General features: G+C 51.2%; 16 protein-coding genes. 15 read left to right on the top strand and 1 reads right to left on the bottom strand.

Annotation, left to right across the window (positions count from 1 at the left end; all coding sequences use genetic code 11):
• Positions 1-98: 98 nt before the first annotated feature.
• Positions 99-689 carry a hypothetical protein gene (locus tag J4645_RS21515; RefSeq protein ID WP_000917104.1) on the top strand — a complete coding sequence of 197 codons (591 nt, stop codon included), beginning with the start codon at positions 99-101 and terminating at the stop codon, positions 687-689.
• Positions 690-871: 182 nt separating this feature from the next.
• On the opposite strand, the gene asnA is transcribed toward J4645_RS21515, so the two are convergent.
• The gene (gene asnA / locus J4645_RS21510; protein ID WP_023214830.1) at positions 872-1864 is read right to left on the bottom strand and encodes an aspartate--ammonia ligase; all 993 of its coding nucleotides are present in this window, start codon (positions 1862-1864) and stop codon (positions 872-874) included.
• 150 nt (positions 1865-2014) lie between these two features.
• On the opposite strand from asnA, the gene asnC reads away from it, so the two are divergent.
• From asnC to J4645_RS21440, 14 genes are all read left to right on the top strand, one after another.
• Entirely contained in the window at positions 2015-2473 is a 459-nt protein-coding gene (gene asnC / locus J4645_RS21505) for a transcriptional regulator AsnC (RefSeq protein WP_000433016.1), read from the top strand.
• A gap of 89 nt (positions 2474-2562) precedes the next feature.
• On the top strand, positions 2563-3006 hold the full coding sequence (gene mioC / locus J4645_RS21500; protein WP_001531212.1) for an FMN-binding protein MioC: 444 nt from the start codon (positions 2563-2565) through the stop codon (positions 3004-3006).
• A gap of 378 nt (positions 3007-3384) precedes the next feature.
• Positions 3385-5274, top strand: a complete 1890-nt coding sequence (gene mnmG, locus J4645_RS21495; protein ID WP_000499873.1) for a tRNA uridine-5-carboxymethylaminomethyl(34) synthesis enzyme MnmG — start codon at positions 3385-3387, stop codon at positions 5272-5274.
• A gap of 102 nt (positions 5275-5376) precedes the next feature.
• Entirely contained in the window at positions 5377-6000 is a 624-nt protein-coding gene (gene rsmG / locus J4645_RS21490) for a 16S rRNA (guanine(527)-N(7))-methyltransferase RsmG (protein WP_001528235.1), read from the top strand.
• A gap of 615 nt (positions 6001-6615) precedes the next feature.
• Positions 6616-6996 (top strand): F0F1 ATP synthase subunit I, encoded by a 381-nt coding sequence (gene atpI, locus J4645_RS21485; RefSeq protein WP_000116685.1) that lies wholly within the window; start codon positions 6616-6618, stop codon positions 6994-6996.
• Between the two features lie 8 nt (positions 6997-7004).
• Positions 7005-7820 (top strand): F0F1 ATP synthase subunit A, encoded by an 816-nt coding sequence (gene atpB / locus J4645_RS21480; protein ID WP_000135632.1) that lies wholly within the window; start codon positions 7005-7007, stop codon positions 7818-7820.
• A gap of 46 nt (positions 7821-7866) precedes the next feature.
• Positions 7867-8106, top strand: a complete 240-nt coding sequence (gene atpE, locus J4645_RS21475; protein WP_000429386.1) for a F0F1 ATP synthase subunit C — start codon at positions 7867-7869, stop codon at positions 8104-8106.
• A gap of 59 nt (positions 8107-8165) precedes the next feature.
• Positions 8166-8636, top strand: a complete 471-nt coding sequence (gene atpF, locus J4645_RS21470) for a F0F1 ATP synthase subunit B (protein WP_001052212.1) — start codon at positions 8166-8168, stop codon at positions 8634-8636.
• 14 nt (positions 8637-8650) lie between these two features.
• A complete protein-coding gene (gene atpH / locus J4645_RS21465) occupies positions 8651-9184 on the top strand; it encodes a F0F1 ATP synthase subunit delta (RefSeq protein WP_001288957.1) in 534 nt (177 codons plus the stop codon).
• A 12-nt stretch (positions 9185-9196) separates the two neighbouring features.
• Positions 9197-10738 carry a F0F1 ATP synthase subunit alpha gene (gene atpA / locus J4645_RS21460; RefSeq protein WP_001176751.1) on the top strand — a complete coding sequence of 514 codons (1542 nt, stop codon included), beginning with the start codon at positions 9197-9199 and terminating at the stop codon, positions 10736-10738.
• Positions 10739-10788: 50 nt separating this feature from the next.
• Positions 10789-11652: a F0F1 ATP synthase subunit gamma gene (gene atpG, locus J4645_RS21455; RefSeq protein WP_000896506.1), complete on the top strand. Its 864-nt coding sequence runs from the start codon at positions 10789-10791 to the stop codon at positions 11650-11652.
• Positions 11653-11678: 26 nt separating this feature from the next.
• The gene (gene atpD, locus J4645_RS21450; protein WP_000190499.1) at positions 11679-13061 is read left to right on the top strand and encodes a F0F1 ATP synthase subunit beta; all 1383 of its coding nucleotides are present in this window, start codon (positions 11679-11681) and stop codon (positions 13059-13061) included.
• A gap of 20 nt (positions 13062-13081) precedes the next feature.
• Complete coding sequence (locus J4645_RS21445) at positions 13082-13501, top strand: F0F1 ATP synthase subunit epsilon (protein ID WP_001251971.1); 420 nt, start codon at positions 13082-13084, stop codon at positions 13499-13501.
• A gap of 229 nt (positions 13502-13730) precedes the next feature.
• Positions 13731-14429 (top strand): Bax inhibitor-1 family protein, encoded by a 699-nt coding sequence (locus J4645_RS21440; protein WP_000009900.1) that lies wholly within the window; start codon positions 13731-13733, stop codon positions 14427-14429.
• Positions 14430-14520: the final 91 nt, after the last annotated feature.

Genomic DNA, 14520 nt, shown 5'->3' with positions numbered 1-14520 from the left:
TTTCGATATTCTCTCGCTCTATAAAATTAAGTGCGTAGCTTACCGTTAGTTTGTAATATGAAACATTGGAGTATCTTAAAATAATAATGGATGCAAAAATGTTAAAAAATTATATAAAACAAGCTCTGACTATTCAGCAGGAAGAAGGTGATGCCTCAAACAATGCATTGGAGAAATATTTAGCAGGCATAGCTGCATATAATGTAAGCAAGGATGAGGAATACGACTTCTTATATGCTAATTATCAAGCGTTGTGGATTTGCGCCAATTTAGGTGAGTCGAAAAAAGCGCTGTCTTATGCTAAAAAATGTATGGAATTGATGTCTGATACCATAAGAGCCGGTGCTATATTCCATTATACCGATATAGGACGGTTTTATGAGGAAGTGATCCGCTATGCAACGAACACTATAGCATGGGATTTATACAAACACTCCGATAGCATTGATGAATTAGAGCGAGCCCTCAAAACAATATCTCACGGCTGTAACTATATTGACAGCCCTGATTACTTTTACGCTTTCGATACTAAAGTCCGTATCTTACTTAAATTGGGCCGAAAAGAAGAGGCTTATAGAATTGTTTTTACTTGCCTGCAACAACGCCCAGACTTCTCCGATTTTTCTGATATCAAGGAACAAAAGGAATATCAGGACTGGAAAAAAAATTTCGCCACGGGAACTATGTAATTTTCAGATCAGGCAACGGCTTTTCTGCAAAAAGCAGCAAGAATGACCTCTCATTTAAAATGAATTGACAGCTGTTGCCCTGAAATACCCGGTTCATCGAGCTATTAATGTTGATACAGACCACCAACACCACGGCATATTAGTTATCGAACAGACAGCCGTGGTGGTACTAGCAGACCATATCAAAGAAGAGAAGAAACACTTTCGCGAACCTGCGCGGGCCATACGCCGCACTGCACCTGACCAATATGCGGCAATTGCAGCAGCAACATCGTCAGACGCGACTGCCCAATCCCGCCGCCGATGGTCTGCGGCATTTCGCCGCGCAGCAGCGCCTGATGCCACTCCAGTTGCAGACGATCTTCATCACCGGTCAACGCCAGCTGGCGCATCAGCGTATCGGCATCTACGCGGATACCCATAGAGGAAAGCTCAAACGCATCTTCCAGCACCGGGTTCCACACCAGGATATCGCCGTTCAGACCGGCGTAGCCCAGCTCAGATGCGGAGCTCCAGTCATCATAATCCGGCGCGCGTACATCATGGCGGTGGCCATCGCTCAGTTTACCGCCGATCCCCACCAGGAAAACGGCGCCAAGTTCTTTGGCGATCGCGCGTTCGCGCCCTTTCGCATCCAGATCCGGGAAACGCGCCAGCAGTTCCTGACTGTGAACAAAATGGATCTGATCCGGCAGGAACGGCGCCAGACCAAACTCTTTACTGACCGCGGCTTCGGTAGCTTTAATTCCTGCCCATATAGCCTCTACTGTGCTTTTCAGGGTGGAAAATTGGCGCTCGCCATCGCCCATGACACGCTCCCAGTCCCACTGATCCACATAGACCGAGTGGAGCGGAGAGAGTCGGTCTTCATCGGGGCGAAGGGCTTTCATGTGCGTGTACAGCCCTTCGCCCGCGCTGAAGTCATGCTGCCCCAGGGTTTGACGTTTCCACTTCGCCAGTGAATGCACCACTTCGAACTGGGCGTCAGGCAACGCTTTCACTTTTACCTGCACCGCTTTTTCACAGCCGGACAAATTATCCTGCGTACCATCTCCTACGCGACTCAGGATCGGCGCCTGGACCTCAATCAGACCCAGACGCTCCTCCAGCTGGCGAGAGAAATGTGATTTCACGAAGCTAATTTGACGTTGTTTGGCAATGTAAGCGGTTTTCATTTTTTTACTCCTGCGTCCTGTTGCCTATGATTAAGCAACAAAACGAGAGCACTATTCAATAATCAACAGATAAAAAGCTAACTTCGGTTTTGATTCGTTAAAAATAATGGCTAAAATAGAGATAATCATTAATCTGAATAAGAAAAAGCGATGGAAAATTATCAGATCGACAATCTGGACCGCGGCATACTTGACGCCTTAATGGAAAATGCCCGCACTGCCTACGCCGAACTGGCCAAACAATTTGGCGTTAGCCCTGGAACCATTCACGTTCGCGTCGAGAAAATGAAGCAGGCCGGGATTATTACTGGCGCACGGATTGACGTCAGCCCCAAACAGCTGGGCTACGATGTGGGCTGCTTTATTGGCATCATTCTCAAAAGCGCCAAAGACTATCCCTCCGCACTGGCCCGGCTGGAAAGCCTGGATGAAGTGACGGAAGCGTATTACACCACCGGTCACTACAGCATCTTTATAAAAGTAATGTGTAAATCAATCGACGCGCTTCAGCACGTACTTATCAACAAGATCCAAACAATTGATGAAATTCAGTCCACTGAGACACTGATCGTCTTGCAGAACCCGATCATGCGCACCATCAAGCCATGATCGGCTTTTTTAATCCCACATTTTTCCACAGGTAGATCCCAGCTCGTTCACAGAGTACAATGCAGCCTCTTTACCTGAGCGAGCGATCAATGGCAGACATTACTCTTATCAGCGGCAGCACCCTGGGCGGCGCCGAATACGTCGCGGAACATCTGGCGGAAAAGCTGGAAGCTGCCGGTTTTTCAACCGAAACGGTGCACGGTCCGTTATTCGAGGATCTGTCAACTTCCGGGATCTGGCTGATAATCAGCTCAACGCACGGCGCCGGAGACATTCCGGACAACCTGACCCCTTTCTATGAAGACCTTCAGACGCAGAAACCCGATCTTTCCGCGGTACGTTTCGGCGCAATTGGCATTGGCAGTCGAGAATACGACACGTTTTGCGGCGCGATTGAGAAAATAGAAGCGGAACTGAAAGGCGCTGGCGCAAAACAGGTTGGGGAAACACTGAAGATCAACATCCTTGAACATGAGATTCCGGAAGATCCAGCGGAGATTTGGCTCGGATCCTGGATTAATTTACTCAAATAAGTGTAAAGATCGTGCGATCCATTGTGGATAAATCTGGTGGAAAGCTTGGATCAACCGGTAGTTATCCAAAGAATAACCGTTGTTCACTTTTTGAGTTGTGTATAAGTACCCGTTTTGATCCCAGCTTATACGGGTCACGATCACCGATCATTCACAGCTAGTGATCCTTTCCAACGCGTTGATCTTTATTACAGGATCCGGGTTATCCACAGCCTGGTGCGATCCTAATAAGAGATCACAATAGAACAGATCTCTAAATAAAAAGATCTTCTTTTTAATAGCCCGGATCCCGGGGCTTTCTCCATCGGCTAAAGTTGAGTAGAATCCACCGCCCGGGCTTCAATCCATTTTCACACCGCGTTATGCGAGGCAATTACCATGTTTTATCAGGATCCTTTTGACGTCATTATTATTGGCGGGGGTCATGCAGGCACTGAGGCCGCGATGGCCGCGGCGCGTATGGGTCAACAGACTCTGCTTTTGACACACAATATTGACACGTTGGGACAGATGAGCTGCAACCCGGCGATCGGCGGTATTGGAAAGGGACATCTGGTAAAAGAGGTGGATGCGCTCGGCGGTCTGATGGCGAAAGCGATCGATCAGGCAGGTATTCAGTTTAGGATACTAAACGCCAGCAAAGGTCCGGCCGTTCGCGCTACCCGGGCTCAGGCGGATCGAGTCTTATACCGCCAGGCGGTGCGTACCGCGCTGGAGAACCAGCCGAATCTGATGATCTTCCAGCAAGCGGTTGAAGATCTGATTGTCGAAAACGATCGCGTTGTCGGCGCAGTGACCCAAATGGGGCTCAAATTCCGCGCGAAAGCGGTGGTGCTGACCGTCGGAACCTTCCTGGACGGCAAAATTCATATTGGTCTGGATAACTACAGCGGCGGTCGTGCTGGCGATCCGCCATCCATCCCGCTGTCTCGCCGTCTGCGTGAGCTCCCGCTACGCGTCAGCCGCCTGAAAACCGGCACACCGCCGCGTATTGATGCGCGTACTATCGATTTCAGCGTGTTGGCTCAACAGCATGGCGATAACCCGATGCCGGTTTTCTCGTTTATGGGGAATGCTTCTCAGCATCCGCAACAGGTGCCGTGTTACATCACGCATACCAATGAGAAAACCCATGACGTGATTCGTAATAACCTCGATCGTAGCCCAATGTACGCTGGCGTGATCGAAGGGATCGGCCCACGCTACTGTCCTTCGATCGAAGACAAGGTGATGCGTTTTGCCGATCGTAACCAGCATCAGATCTTTCTTGAGCCGGAAGGACTGACCTCTAACGAGATTTACCCTAACGGTATCTCCACCAGCCTGCCGTTTGACGTGCAGATGCAGATTGTCCGTTCCATGCAGGGTATGGAGAACGCGAAGATCGTTCGCCCTGGTTACGCGATTGAGTACGATTTCTTCGACCCGCGCGATCTGAAACCGACTCTGGAAAGTAAATTTATTCACGGCCTGTTCTTTGCTGGTCAAATCAACGGTACTACCGGCTATGAAGAGGCTGCGGCGCAGGGCTTGCTCGCTGGTCTGAATGCCGCGCGTCTTTCCGCCGACAAAGAGGGCTGGGCGCCTGCGCGCTCTCAGGCTTATCTCGGCGTGCTGGTGGACGATCTCTGTACGCTGGGCACCAAAGAGCCGTATCGCATGTTTACCTCCCGCGCCGAATATCGCCTGATGCTGCGTGAGGACAACGCCGATCTGCGTCTGACCGAAATGGGCCGCGAGCTGGGTCTGGTGGATGATGAACGCTGGGCGCGCTTCAACGAGAAGCTGGAAAATATCGAACGCGAACGTCAGCGGCTGAAATCGACATGGGTAACGCCGTCTGCGGAATCCGCCGATGAAGTGAATACGCATTTGACCACGCCTCTCTCCCGTGAGGCCAGCGGCGAAGATCTGTTACGTCGTCCGGAAATGACCTACGCGCAGCTCACTTCGCTTGCCGCATTCGCGCCTGCGCTTGAAGATGAGCAAGCCGCTGAGCAGGTGGAAATCCAGGTCAAATACGAAGGGTATATCGCTCGCCAGCAGGATGAGATTGAAAAACAACTACGTAACGAGAATACGTTGCTGCCTGCCACGCTGGATTATCGTCAGGTTTCCGGTCTGTCGAACGAAGTTATCGCCAAGCTGAACGATCATAAACCGGCGTCTATCGGCCAGGCATCGCGTATCTCCGGCGTTACGCCTGCGGCAATCTCCATTCTGCTGGTATGGCTGAAAAAACAAGGTATGCTGCGTCGTAGCGCTTGATAACACTAATTTGGCGGGGGCGCTTCGCTTACCCGCCCTACAAATTTGTAGGCCCGATAAGCGAAAGCGCATCGGGCATTTGATTATTAACAGGTAATGACCGTGCTCAACAAACTCTCTCGTCTGCTGGCTGATGCCGGTATTTCTCTTACCGATCACCAGAAAACGCTGCTGGTCGCCTACGTTGATATGCTGCACAAATGGAACAAAGCATACAACCTGACGTCAGTGCGGGATCCCAACGAAATGTTGGTACGCCATATTCTCGACAGCATAGTCGTTGCGCCGTATCTTCAGGGACAGCGTTTTATCGATGTAGGAACAGGACCGGGGCTGCCGGGCATCCCGCTGGCTATTGTTCTCCCTGACGCGCATTTCACCTTACTCGACAGCCTGGGCAAGCGGGTACGTTTTCTGCGTCAGGTCCAGCACGAACTGAAACTGGAAAACATCACGCCGGTTCAAAGCCGCGTTGAAGCCTATCCTTCCGAACCGCCGTTTGATGGCGTTATCAGCCGCGCTTTCGCATCGTTGAATGATATGGTGAGCTGGTGTCATCATCTGCCGGGAGAGAAAGGGCGTTTTTATGCCTTAAAAGGGCAATTGCCAGGGGATGAAATTGCCTCACTACCTGACGATTTTAGCGTCGAATCTGTTGAAAAATTACGCGTTCCGCAACTGGAAGGCGAGCGGCATCTGGTGATTATTAAGTCAAACAAAGTTTAATTTTTATCAAAAAAAATAGAAAAAAAACGACGCGGCTTGTGTTAAAAATCGACAGGTATAACGCATTTCAGCGTTGTTACATTTAACTCTGGATTTACGGTTTCGTTTCAACATGACAACGTCGCTTCTTTTGTTAAAACAGAGAGTAATCAACTTTGTAAATATCAGTCTGCTAAAAATCGAATCGAAAAATCACTTTTGCTTGTTAAATTTTTATTATAAATGTCAATGGGGCGTTTTTAAGGTGTAAGCTGGTATTTTTAAAACAGTACCTGGTTTTACGCTTAAATATCAAAAAGATGAAAAGGCATGAATTGACACGTAAATGAATTGCGTAAGCATGAATATGTTTAATGTGTGATCTGGTGCACGCTTTATCGCCAGTGTTTTCGCGCTATTTGCAGTTTTGTACGATCGTTCACACTTTGGCTAAAAGTTAAAAATGCGGGCCAGAGAAAAATATTTAAACATTTATTCACCTTTTGGCTACTTATTGTTTGAAATCACGGGTGCGCACCGTATAATTTGACCGCTTTTTGATGCTTGACTCTAAGTCTTAAAGAACGTTTTATACGACACGCGGCATACCTCGAAGTGAGCAGGAGTAAAAACGTGATGTCTGTGTCGCTCGTGAGTCGAAACGTTGCTCGTAAGCTTCTGTTCATTCAGTTTCTGGCGGTAATAGCAAGTGGATTGCTGTTTTGCCTCAAAGACCCCTTCTGGGGCATCTCCGCAGTATGTGGGGGATTGGCAGTGGCACTGCCTAATATGTTGTTTATGATATTTGCCTGGCGTCACCAGGCGCATACACCTGCTAAGGGCCGCGTGTCCTGGACTTTCGCCTTCGGTGAAGCCTTCAAGGTGTTAGCGATGCTGGTTTTACTGGTGGTGGCGTTGGCGGTTTTAAAGGCGGTGTTTTTGCCGCTGATCGTTACGTGGGTTTTGGTGCTGGTGGTTCAGATACTGGCGCCGGCTGTAATTAACAACAAAGGGTAAAAGGCATCATGGCTTCAGAAAATATGACGCCGCAGGAATACATAGGACACCATCTGAATAACCTTCAGCTGGACCTGCGTACTTTCTCGCTGGTGGATCCGCAGAACCCCCCAGCCACCTTCTGGACGCTCAATATTGACTCCATGTTCTTCTCGGTGGTGCTGGGTCTGTTGTTTCTGGTGATGTTCCGTAGCGTTGCTAAAAAAGCGACCAGCGGCGTGCCAGGCAAGTTTCAGACCGCGATTGAGCTGATAGTCGGCTTTGTGCATGGCAGCGTCAAAGACATGTACCATGGCAAAAGCAAGCTGATTGCGCCGCTGGCCCTGACGATTTTCGTCTGGGTATTCCTTATGAACCTGATGGACTTACTGCCTATCGACCTGCTGCCGTATATCGCTGAGCATTGGCTGGGTCTGCCAGCAACGCGCGTGGTGCCGTCTGCTGACGTCAACATCACCCTGTCGATGGCGCTGGGCGTATTCATCCTTATTCTGTTCTACAGCATCAAAATGAAAGGCATCGGCGGCTTCGCTAAAGAGTTGACGCTGCAGCCGTTCAATCACTGGGCGTTCATTCCTGTCAACTTAATCCTTGAAGGGGTAAGTCTGCTGTCCAAACCGGTTTCTCTCGGTCTGCGACTGTTCGGCAACATGTATGCCGGTGAGCTGATTTTCATTCTGATTGCTGGTCTGTTGCCGTGGTGGTCACAGTGGATTCTGAATGTGCCGTGGGCCATTTTCCACATCCTGATTATTACGCTGCAAGCCTTCATTTTCATGGTTCTGACGATTGTCTATCTGTCGATGGCGTCTGAAGAGCATTAATTTACCAACACTACTACGTTTTAACTGAAACAAACTGGAGACTGTCATGGAAAACCTGAATATGGATCTGCTGTACATGGCTGCCGCTGTGATGATGGGTCTGGCGGCAATCGGTGCTGCGATCGGTATCGGCATCCTCGGGGGTAAATTCCTGGAAGGCGCGGCGCGTCAACCTGATCTGATTCCTCTGCTGCGTACTCAGTTCTTTATCGTTATGGGTCTGGTGGATGCTATCCCGATGATCGCTGTAGGTCTGGGTCTGTACGTGATGTTCGCTGTCGCGTAGTAAGCGTTGCTTGAATTAAGAGCAATATCAGAAGGTTAACTAGATAGAGGCATTGTGCTGTGAATCTTAACGCAACAATCCTCGGCCAGGCCATCGCGTTTATTCTCTTTGTCTGGTTTTGCATGAAGTACGTATGGCCGCCGTTAATGGCAGCCATCGAGAAACGTCAGAAAGAAATTGCTGACGGTCTCGCTTCTGCTGAACGAGCACATAAGGATCTTGACCTTGCAAAGGCCAGCGCGACCGACCAGCTGAAAAAAGCGAAAGCGGAAGCTCAGGTAATCATCGAGCAGGCAAACAAACGCCGCGCTCAGATCCTGGACGAAGCCAAAACTGAAGCAGAGCAGGAACGTACTAAAATCGTGGCGCAGGCGCAGGCGGAAATTGAAGCCGAGCGTAAACGCGCCCGTGAAGAGCTGCGTAAGCAAGTTGCTATCCTGGCTGTTGCTGGCGCCGAGAAGATCATCGAACGTTCCGTGGATGAAGCTGCTAACAGCGACATCGTGGATAAACTTGTCGCTGAACTGTAAGGAGGGAGGGGCTGATGTCTGAATTTGTTACGGTAGCTCGCCCCTACGCCAAAGCAGCTTTTGACTTTGCCGTTGAACACCAAAGTGTAGAGCGCTGGCAGGATATGCTGGCGTTTGCCGCCGAGGTAACCAAGAACGAACAAATGGCAGAGCTTCTCTCTGGCGCGCTGGCGCCGGAAACGCTCGCTGAGTCGTTTATCGCAGTCTGCGGTGAGCAGTTAGACGAAAACGGTCAGAACCTGATTCGGGTGATGGCTGAAAATAATCGTCTGAACGCGCTCCCGGATGTTCTGGAGCAGTTTATTCATCTGCGTGCCGCCAGTGAAGCTACCTCCGAGGTAGAAGTTACGTCGGCAACCGCATTGAGTGAAGAGCAGCTTTCGAAAATCAGCGCCGCGATGGAAAAACGTCTGTCACGCAAAGTGAAGCTGAATTGCAAAATCGATAAGTCTGTAATGGCAGGCGTTATCATCCGGGCGGGTGATATGGTCATTGATGGCAGCGTACGCGGCCGTCTTGAGCGCCTTGCAGACGTCTTGCAGTCTTAAGGGGACTGGAGCATGCAACTGAATTCCACCGAAATCAGCGAACTGATCAAGCAGCGCATTGCTCAGTTCAATGTGGTGAGCGAAGCTCACAACGAAGGTACTATTGTTTCTGTCAGTGACGGTGTTATCCGCATTCACGGCCTGGCCGATTGTATGCAGGGTGAAATGATCTCCCTGCCGGGTAACCGTTACGCTATCGCACTGAACCTGGAGCGCGACTCCGTGGGTGCGGTAGTCATGGGTCCATACGCTGACCTTGCCGAAGGCATGAAGGTTAAATGTACGGGTCGTATTCTGGAAGTTCCGGTTGGCCGCGGCCTGCTGGGACGTGTGGTAAACACCCTGGGTGCGCCAATCGACGGTAAAGGTCCGGTTGATAATGACGGCTTCTCTGCCGTTGAAGCGATTGCGCCGGGCGTTATCGATCGTCAGTCTGTCGATCAGCCGGTGCAGACCGGTTATAAAGCAGTTGACTCCATGATCCCAATCGGTCGTGGTCAGCGTGAACTGATCATCGGTGACCGTCAGACCGGTAAAACCGCGCTGGCTATCGACGCCATCATCAACCAGCGCGACTCCGGCATCAAATGTATCTATGTCGCTATCGGCCAGAAAGCGTCCACCATCTCTAACGTGGTGCGCAAACTGGAAGAACACGGCGCGCTGGCTAACACCATTGTTGTGGTGGCGACCGCGTCCGAATCCGCTGCGCTGCAATATCTGGCGCCGTATGCCGGTTGCGCAATGGGCGAATACTTCCGCGACCGAGGCGAAGATGCGCTGATCATTTACGATGACCTGTCTAAACAGGCTGTTGCTTACCGTCAGATCTCCCTGCTGCTCCGCCGTCCGCCTGGACGTGAAGCATTCCCGGGCGACGTATTCTACCTCCACTCTCGTCTGCTGGAGCGTGCTGCGCGTGTTAACGCCGACTACGTCGAAGCCTTCACCAAAGGTGAAGTGAAAGGGAAAACCGGTTCTCTGACCGCGCTGCCGATTATCGAAACGCAGGCAGGTGACGTTTCCGCGTTCGTTCCGACCAACGTAATTTCCATTACCGATGGTCAGATCTTCCTGGAATCTAACCTGTTCAACGCCGGTATTCGTCCTGCGGTTAACCCGGGTATCTCGGTATCCCGTGTAGGTGGCGCAGCCCAGACCAAGATCATGAAAAAACTGTCCGGTGGTATTCGTACCGCGCTGGCGCAGTATCGTGAACTGGCGGCGTTCTCTCAGTTTGCATCCGACCTTGACGATGCCACCCGTAAACAGCTTGACCACGGTCAGAAAGTGACCGAACTGCTGAAACAGAAACAGTATGCGCCGATGTCCGTCGCGCAGCAGTCTCTGGTTCTGTTCGCAGCAGAACGTGGTTATCTGGCGGATGTCGAACTGGCGAAAATCGGTAGCTTCGAAGCCGCACTGCTGGCTTACGTCGACCGTGATCACGCTCCGCTGATGCAAGAGATCAACCAGTCCGGTGGCTATAACGACGAAATCGAAGGCAAGCTGAAAGGCATCCTCGATTCCTTCAAAGCAACCCAGTCCTGGTAACGTCTGGCGGCTTGCCTTAGGGCAGGCCGTAAGGCATTGAGGAGAAGCTCATGGCCGGCGCAAAAGAGATACGTAGTAAGATCGCAAGCGTCCAGAACACGCAAAAGATCACTAAAGCGATGGAGATGGTCGCCGCTTCCAAAATGCGTAAATCGCAGGATCGCATGGCGGCCAGCCGTCCTTATGCAGAGACCATGCGCAAAGTGATTGGTCACCTTGCGAACGGTAATCTGGAATATAAGCACCCCTACCTGGAAGAGCGCGACGTTAAACGCGTGGGCTACCTGGTAGTGTCGACCGACCGTGGTTTGTGCGGTGGCTTGAACATTAACCTGTTCAAAAAGCTGCTGGCGGATATGAAGGCATGGTCCGATAAAGGCGTTCAGTGCGAACTCGCAATGATCGGCTCTAAGGGCGTGTCATTCTTTAATTCCGTAGGCGGCAACGTTGTCGCTCAGGTGACAGGTATGGGGGATAACCCTTCTCTGTCCGAACTGATCGGTCCGGTTAAAGTGATGTTGCAGGCCTACGACGAAGGCCGTCTGGACAAGCTTTACATTGTCAGCAACAAATTTATTAACACCATGTCTCAGGTGCCGACGATCACTCAACTGCTGCCGCTGCCGGCGTCAGAAGATGATGATCTGAAGCGTAAAGCCTGGGATTACCTGTATGAACCAGACCCGAAAGCGCTGCTGGATACTCTCCTGCGTCGTTATGTGGAGTCTCAGGTTTATCAGGGCGTGGTAGAAAACCTGGCCAGCGAGCAGGCCGCCCGAATGGTGGCGATGAAAGCCGCAACCGATAATGGCGGCAGCCTGATTAAAGAGCTGCAGTTGGTATACAACAAAGCTCGTCAGGCCAGCATTACTCAGGAACTCACCGAGATCGTCTCGGGGGCCGCCGCGGTTTAACCAGGTTATTTCGTAGAGGATTTAAGATGGCTACTGGAAAGATTGTCCAGGTAATCGGCGCCGTGGTCGACGTCGAGTTCCCTCAGGATGCCGTACCACGCGTGTACGATGCCCTTGAGGTGCAGAATGGTAATGAGAAGCTGGTGCTGGAAGTTCAGCAGCAGCTTGGCGGCGGTATCGTGCGTACCATCGCGATGGGGTCTTCTGACGGTCTGCGTCGCGGTCTGGATGTAAAAGATCTCGAACACCCGATCGAAGTCCCGGTAGGTAAAGCCACGCTGGGTCGTATCATGAACGTCCTGGGCGAACCGGTCGACATGAAAGGCGAGATCGGCGAAGAAGAACGTTGGGCGATTCACCGCGCAGCGCCTTCCTACGAAGAGTTGTCAAACTCTCAGGAACTGCTGGAAACCGGTATCAAAGTTATCGACCTGATGTGTCCGTTCGCGAAGGGCGGTAAAGTCGGTCTGTTCGGTGGTGCGGGTGTAGGTAAAACCGTAAACATGATGGAGCTTATTCGTAACATCGCGATCGAGCACTCCGGTTACTCAGTGTTTGCGGGCGTAGGTGAACGTACTCGTGAGGGTAACGACTTCTACCACGAAATGACCGACTCCAACGTTATCGATAAAGTATCCCTGGTGTATGGCCAGATGAACGAACCGCCGGGAAACCGTCTGCGCGTTGCATTGACCGGTCTGACCATGGCGGAGAAATTCCGTGACGAAGGTCGTGACGTACTGCTGTTCGTCGATAACATCTATCGTTACACCCTGGCCGGTACGGAAGTATCCGCACTGCTGGGTCGTATGCCTTCCGCGGTAGGTTACCAGCCGACTCTGGCGGAAGAGATGGGCGTTCTGCAGGAACGTATCACCTCCACCAAAACCGGTTCTATCACCTCCGTACAGGCGGTATACGTACCGGCGGATGACTTGACTGACCCGTCTCCAGCCACCACCTTTGCGCACTTAGATGCAACCGTGGTACTGAGCCGTCAGATCGCATCCCTGGGTATCTACCCGGCCGTTGACCCGCTGGACTCCACCAGCCGTCAGCTGGATCCGCTGGTTGTTGGTCAGGAACACTACGACACCGCGCGTGGCGTTCAGTCCATCCTGCAGCGTTATCAGGAACTGAAAGACATCATCGCCATCCTCGGTATGGATGAACTGTCTGAAGAAGATAAACTGGTGGTAGCTCGCGCGCGTAAAATTCAGCGCTTCCTGTCCCAGCCGTTCTTCGTGGCGGAAGTATTTACCGGTTCTCCGGGCAAATACGTTTCCCTGAAAGACACCATCCGTGGCTTTAAAGGCATTATGGAAGGCGAATACGATCACCTGCCGGAGCAGGCGTTCTACATGGTCGGTTCCATCGACGAAGCCGTGGAAAAAGCCAAAAAACTTTAACGCCTTAATCGGAGGGTGATATGGCAATGACTTACCACCTGGATGTCGTCAGCGCGGAGCAACAAATGTTCTCCGGTCTGGTCGAGAAAATCCAGGTTACGGGTAGCGAAGGCGAACTGGGGATTTACCCGGGGCACGCGCCGCTGCTCACCGCCATTAAGCCTGGTATGATTCGCATCGTTAAGCAGCACGGTCATGAAGAGTTTATCTATCTGTCCGGCGGCATTCTGGAAGTGCAGCCTGGCAGTGTGACCGTTCTGGCGGATACCGCGATTCGCGGTCAGGATCTCGACGAAGCGCGAGCCCTGGAAGCGAAGCGTAAAGCCGAAGAGCACATTAAGAGCTCGCACGGTGACGTGGATTACGCTCAGGCGTCTGCGGAACTGGCCAAAGCGATCGCTAAACTGCGCGTTATCGAGTTGACCAAAAAAGCGATGTAACACCGGCTTGAAAGCATAAAACCAGTCTGATTGCGGACTGGTTTTTTTTTATCCTCTCAATTTTTATTCGATAAACTAGCAACGACAAAAACAAGCGGCTGAAGGCGACGCGTTTTCAGCGACAGCGCTGTTTTCATTAAATCCTTCTTTCTGGCATTGGCATCTGCACATTGTGCGAAGAAGGAAGGAATGGATGCGTTTTTATTGCATAAAATGAGGGATTATTACTATGTCATTTCAGCCATCCTTTGCGGGTCCACAACCCGACTCAAGGATTGATCGTACTACCTTTATCCGTCGCGCTTATCTTCATCTCGCCGGCGCCATCGTCGGTTTTATCGTATTGAGTGCGGCGTGGAGTTTTATAGGGGTCGGGGAGTATGCGCTTGATGTGCTGCTGGCTGGTGGAAGATATAGCTGGTTGGTTGTTCTCGGCGCTTTTATGCTGGTGGGAATGCTGGCGACTCGTCTGGCGGATAATGCGGGGAATAATCAAACGCAACTTATCGGGCTGGGGATTTATGTGTTGGCAGAATCCCTGATTTTTGCCCCCCTGTTAACGGTGGCGGCGTATATTAACCCGTCGAGCATTGGCGCGGCGGCAATAACGACTCTGTTGCTGGTTGGCGGTCTGACGTTTACCGCTTTTTCCATAAAAAAAGACTTTTCTTTTCTGCGCTCGTTTCTGACTATGGCTGGGTTCATTGCTTTTGGCGCGATTATTGCCAGCGTCATCTGCGGCTTCTCGCTGGGTGTCTGGTTTTCTGCGCTAATGGTACTGCTGTGCGCCGGGTTTATACTTTACGATACTTCTAACATTATTCACCATTACCCTACCGATCGCCCTGCTGGCGCGGCATTACATCTGTTCGCTTCTATCGCGACCATGTTCTGGTATATTTTGCGGATTTTTATGTCGCGTAATTAAGTAAAAAAATACGCGCAACGGAAAACCAGCGGCCTCTGTCGCTGGTTTTTGCTTTTCTGGCTCCCCTGCGCTTTATTACGTTATCTTCTTT

It is taken from the genome of Salmonella sp. 32082101201600294FB01SM01 (assembly GCF_017572865.1).
Taxonomy (GTDB): Bacteria; Pseudomonadota; Gammaproteobacteria; order Enterobacterales; family Enterobacteriaceae; genus Salmonella; species Salmonella enterica.
The sequence above is the reverse complement of the archived record's forward strand: the minus strand, read 5'-3'. Positions and strand labels throughout refer to the sequence as shown.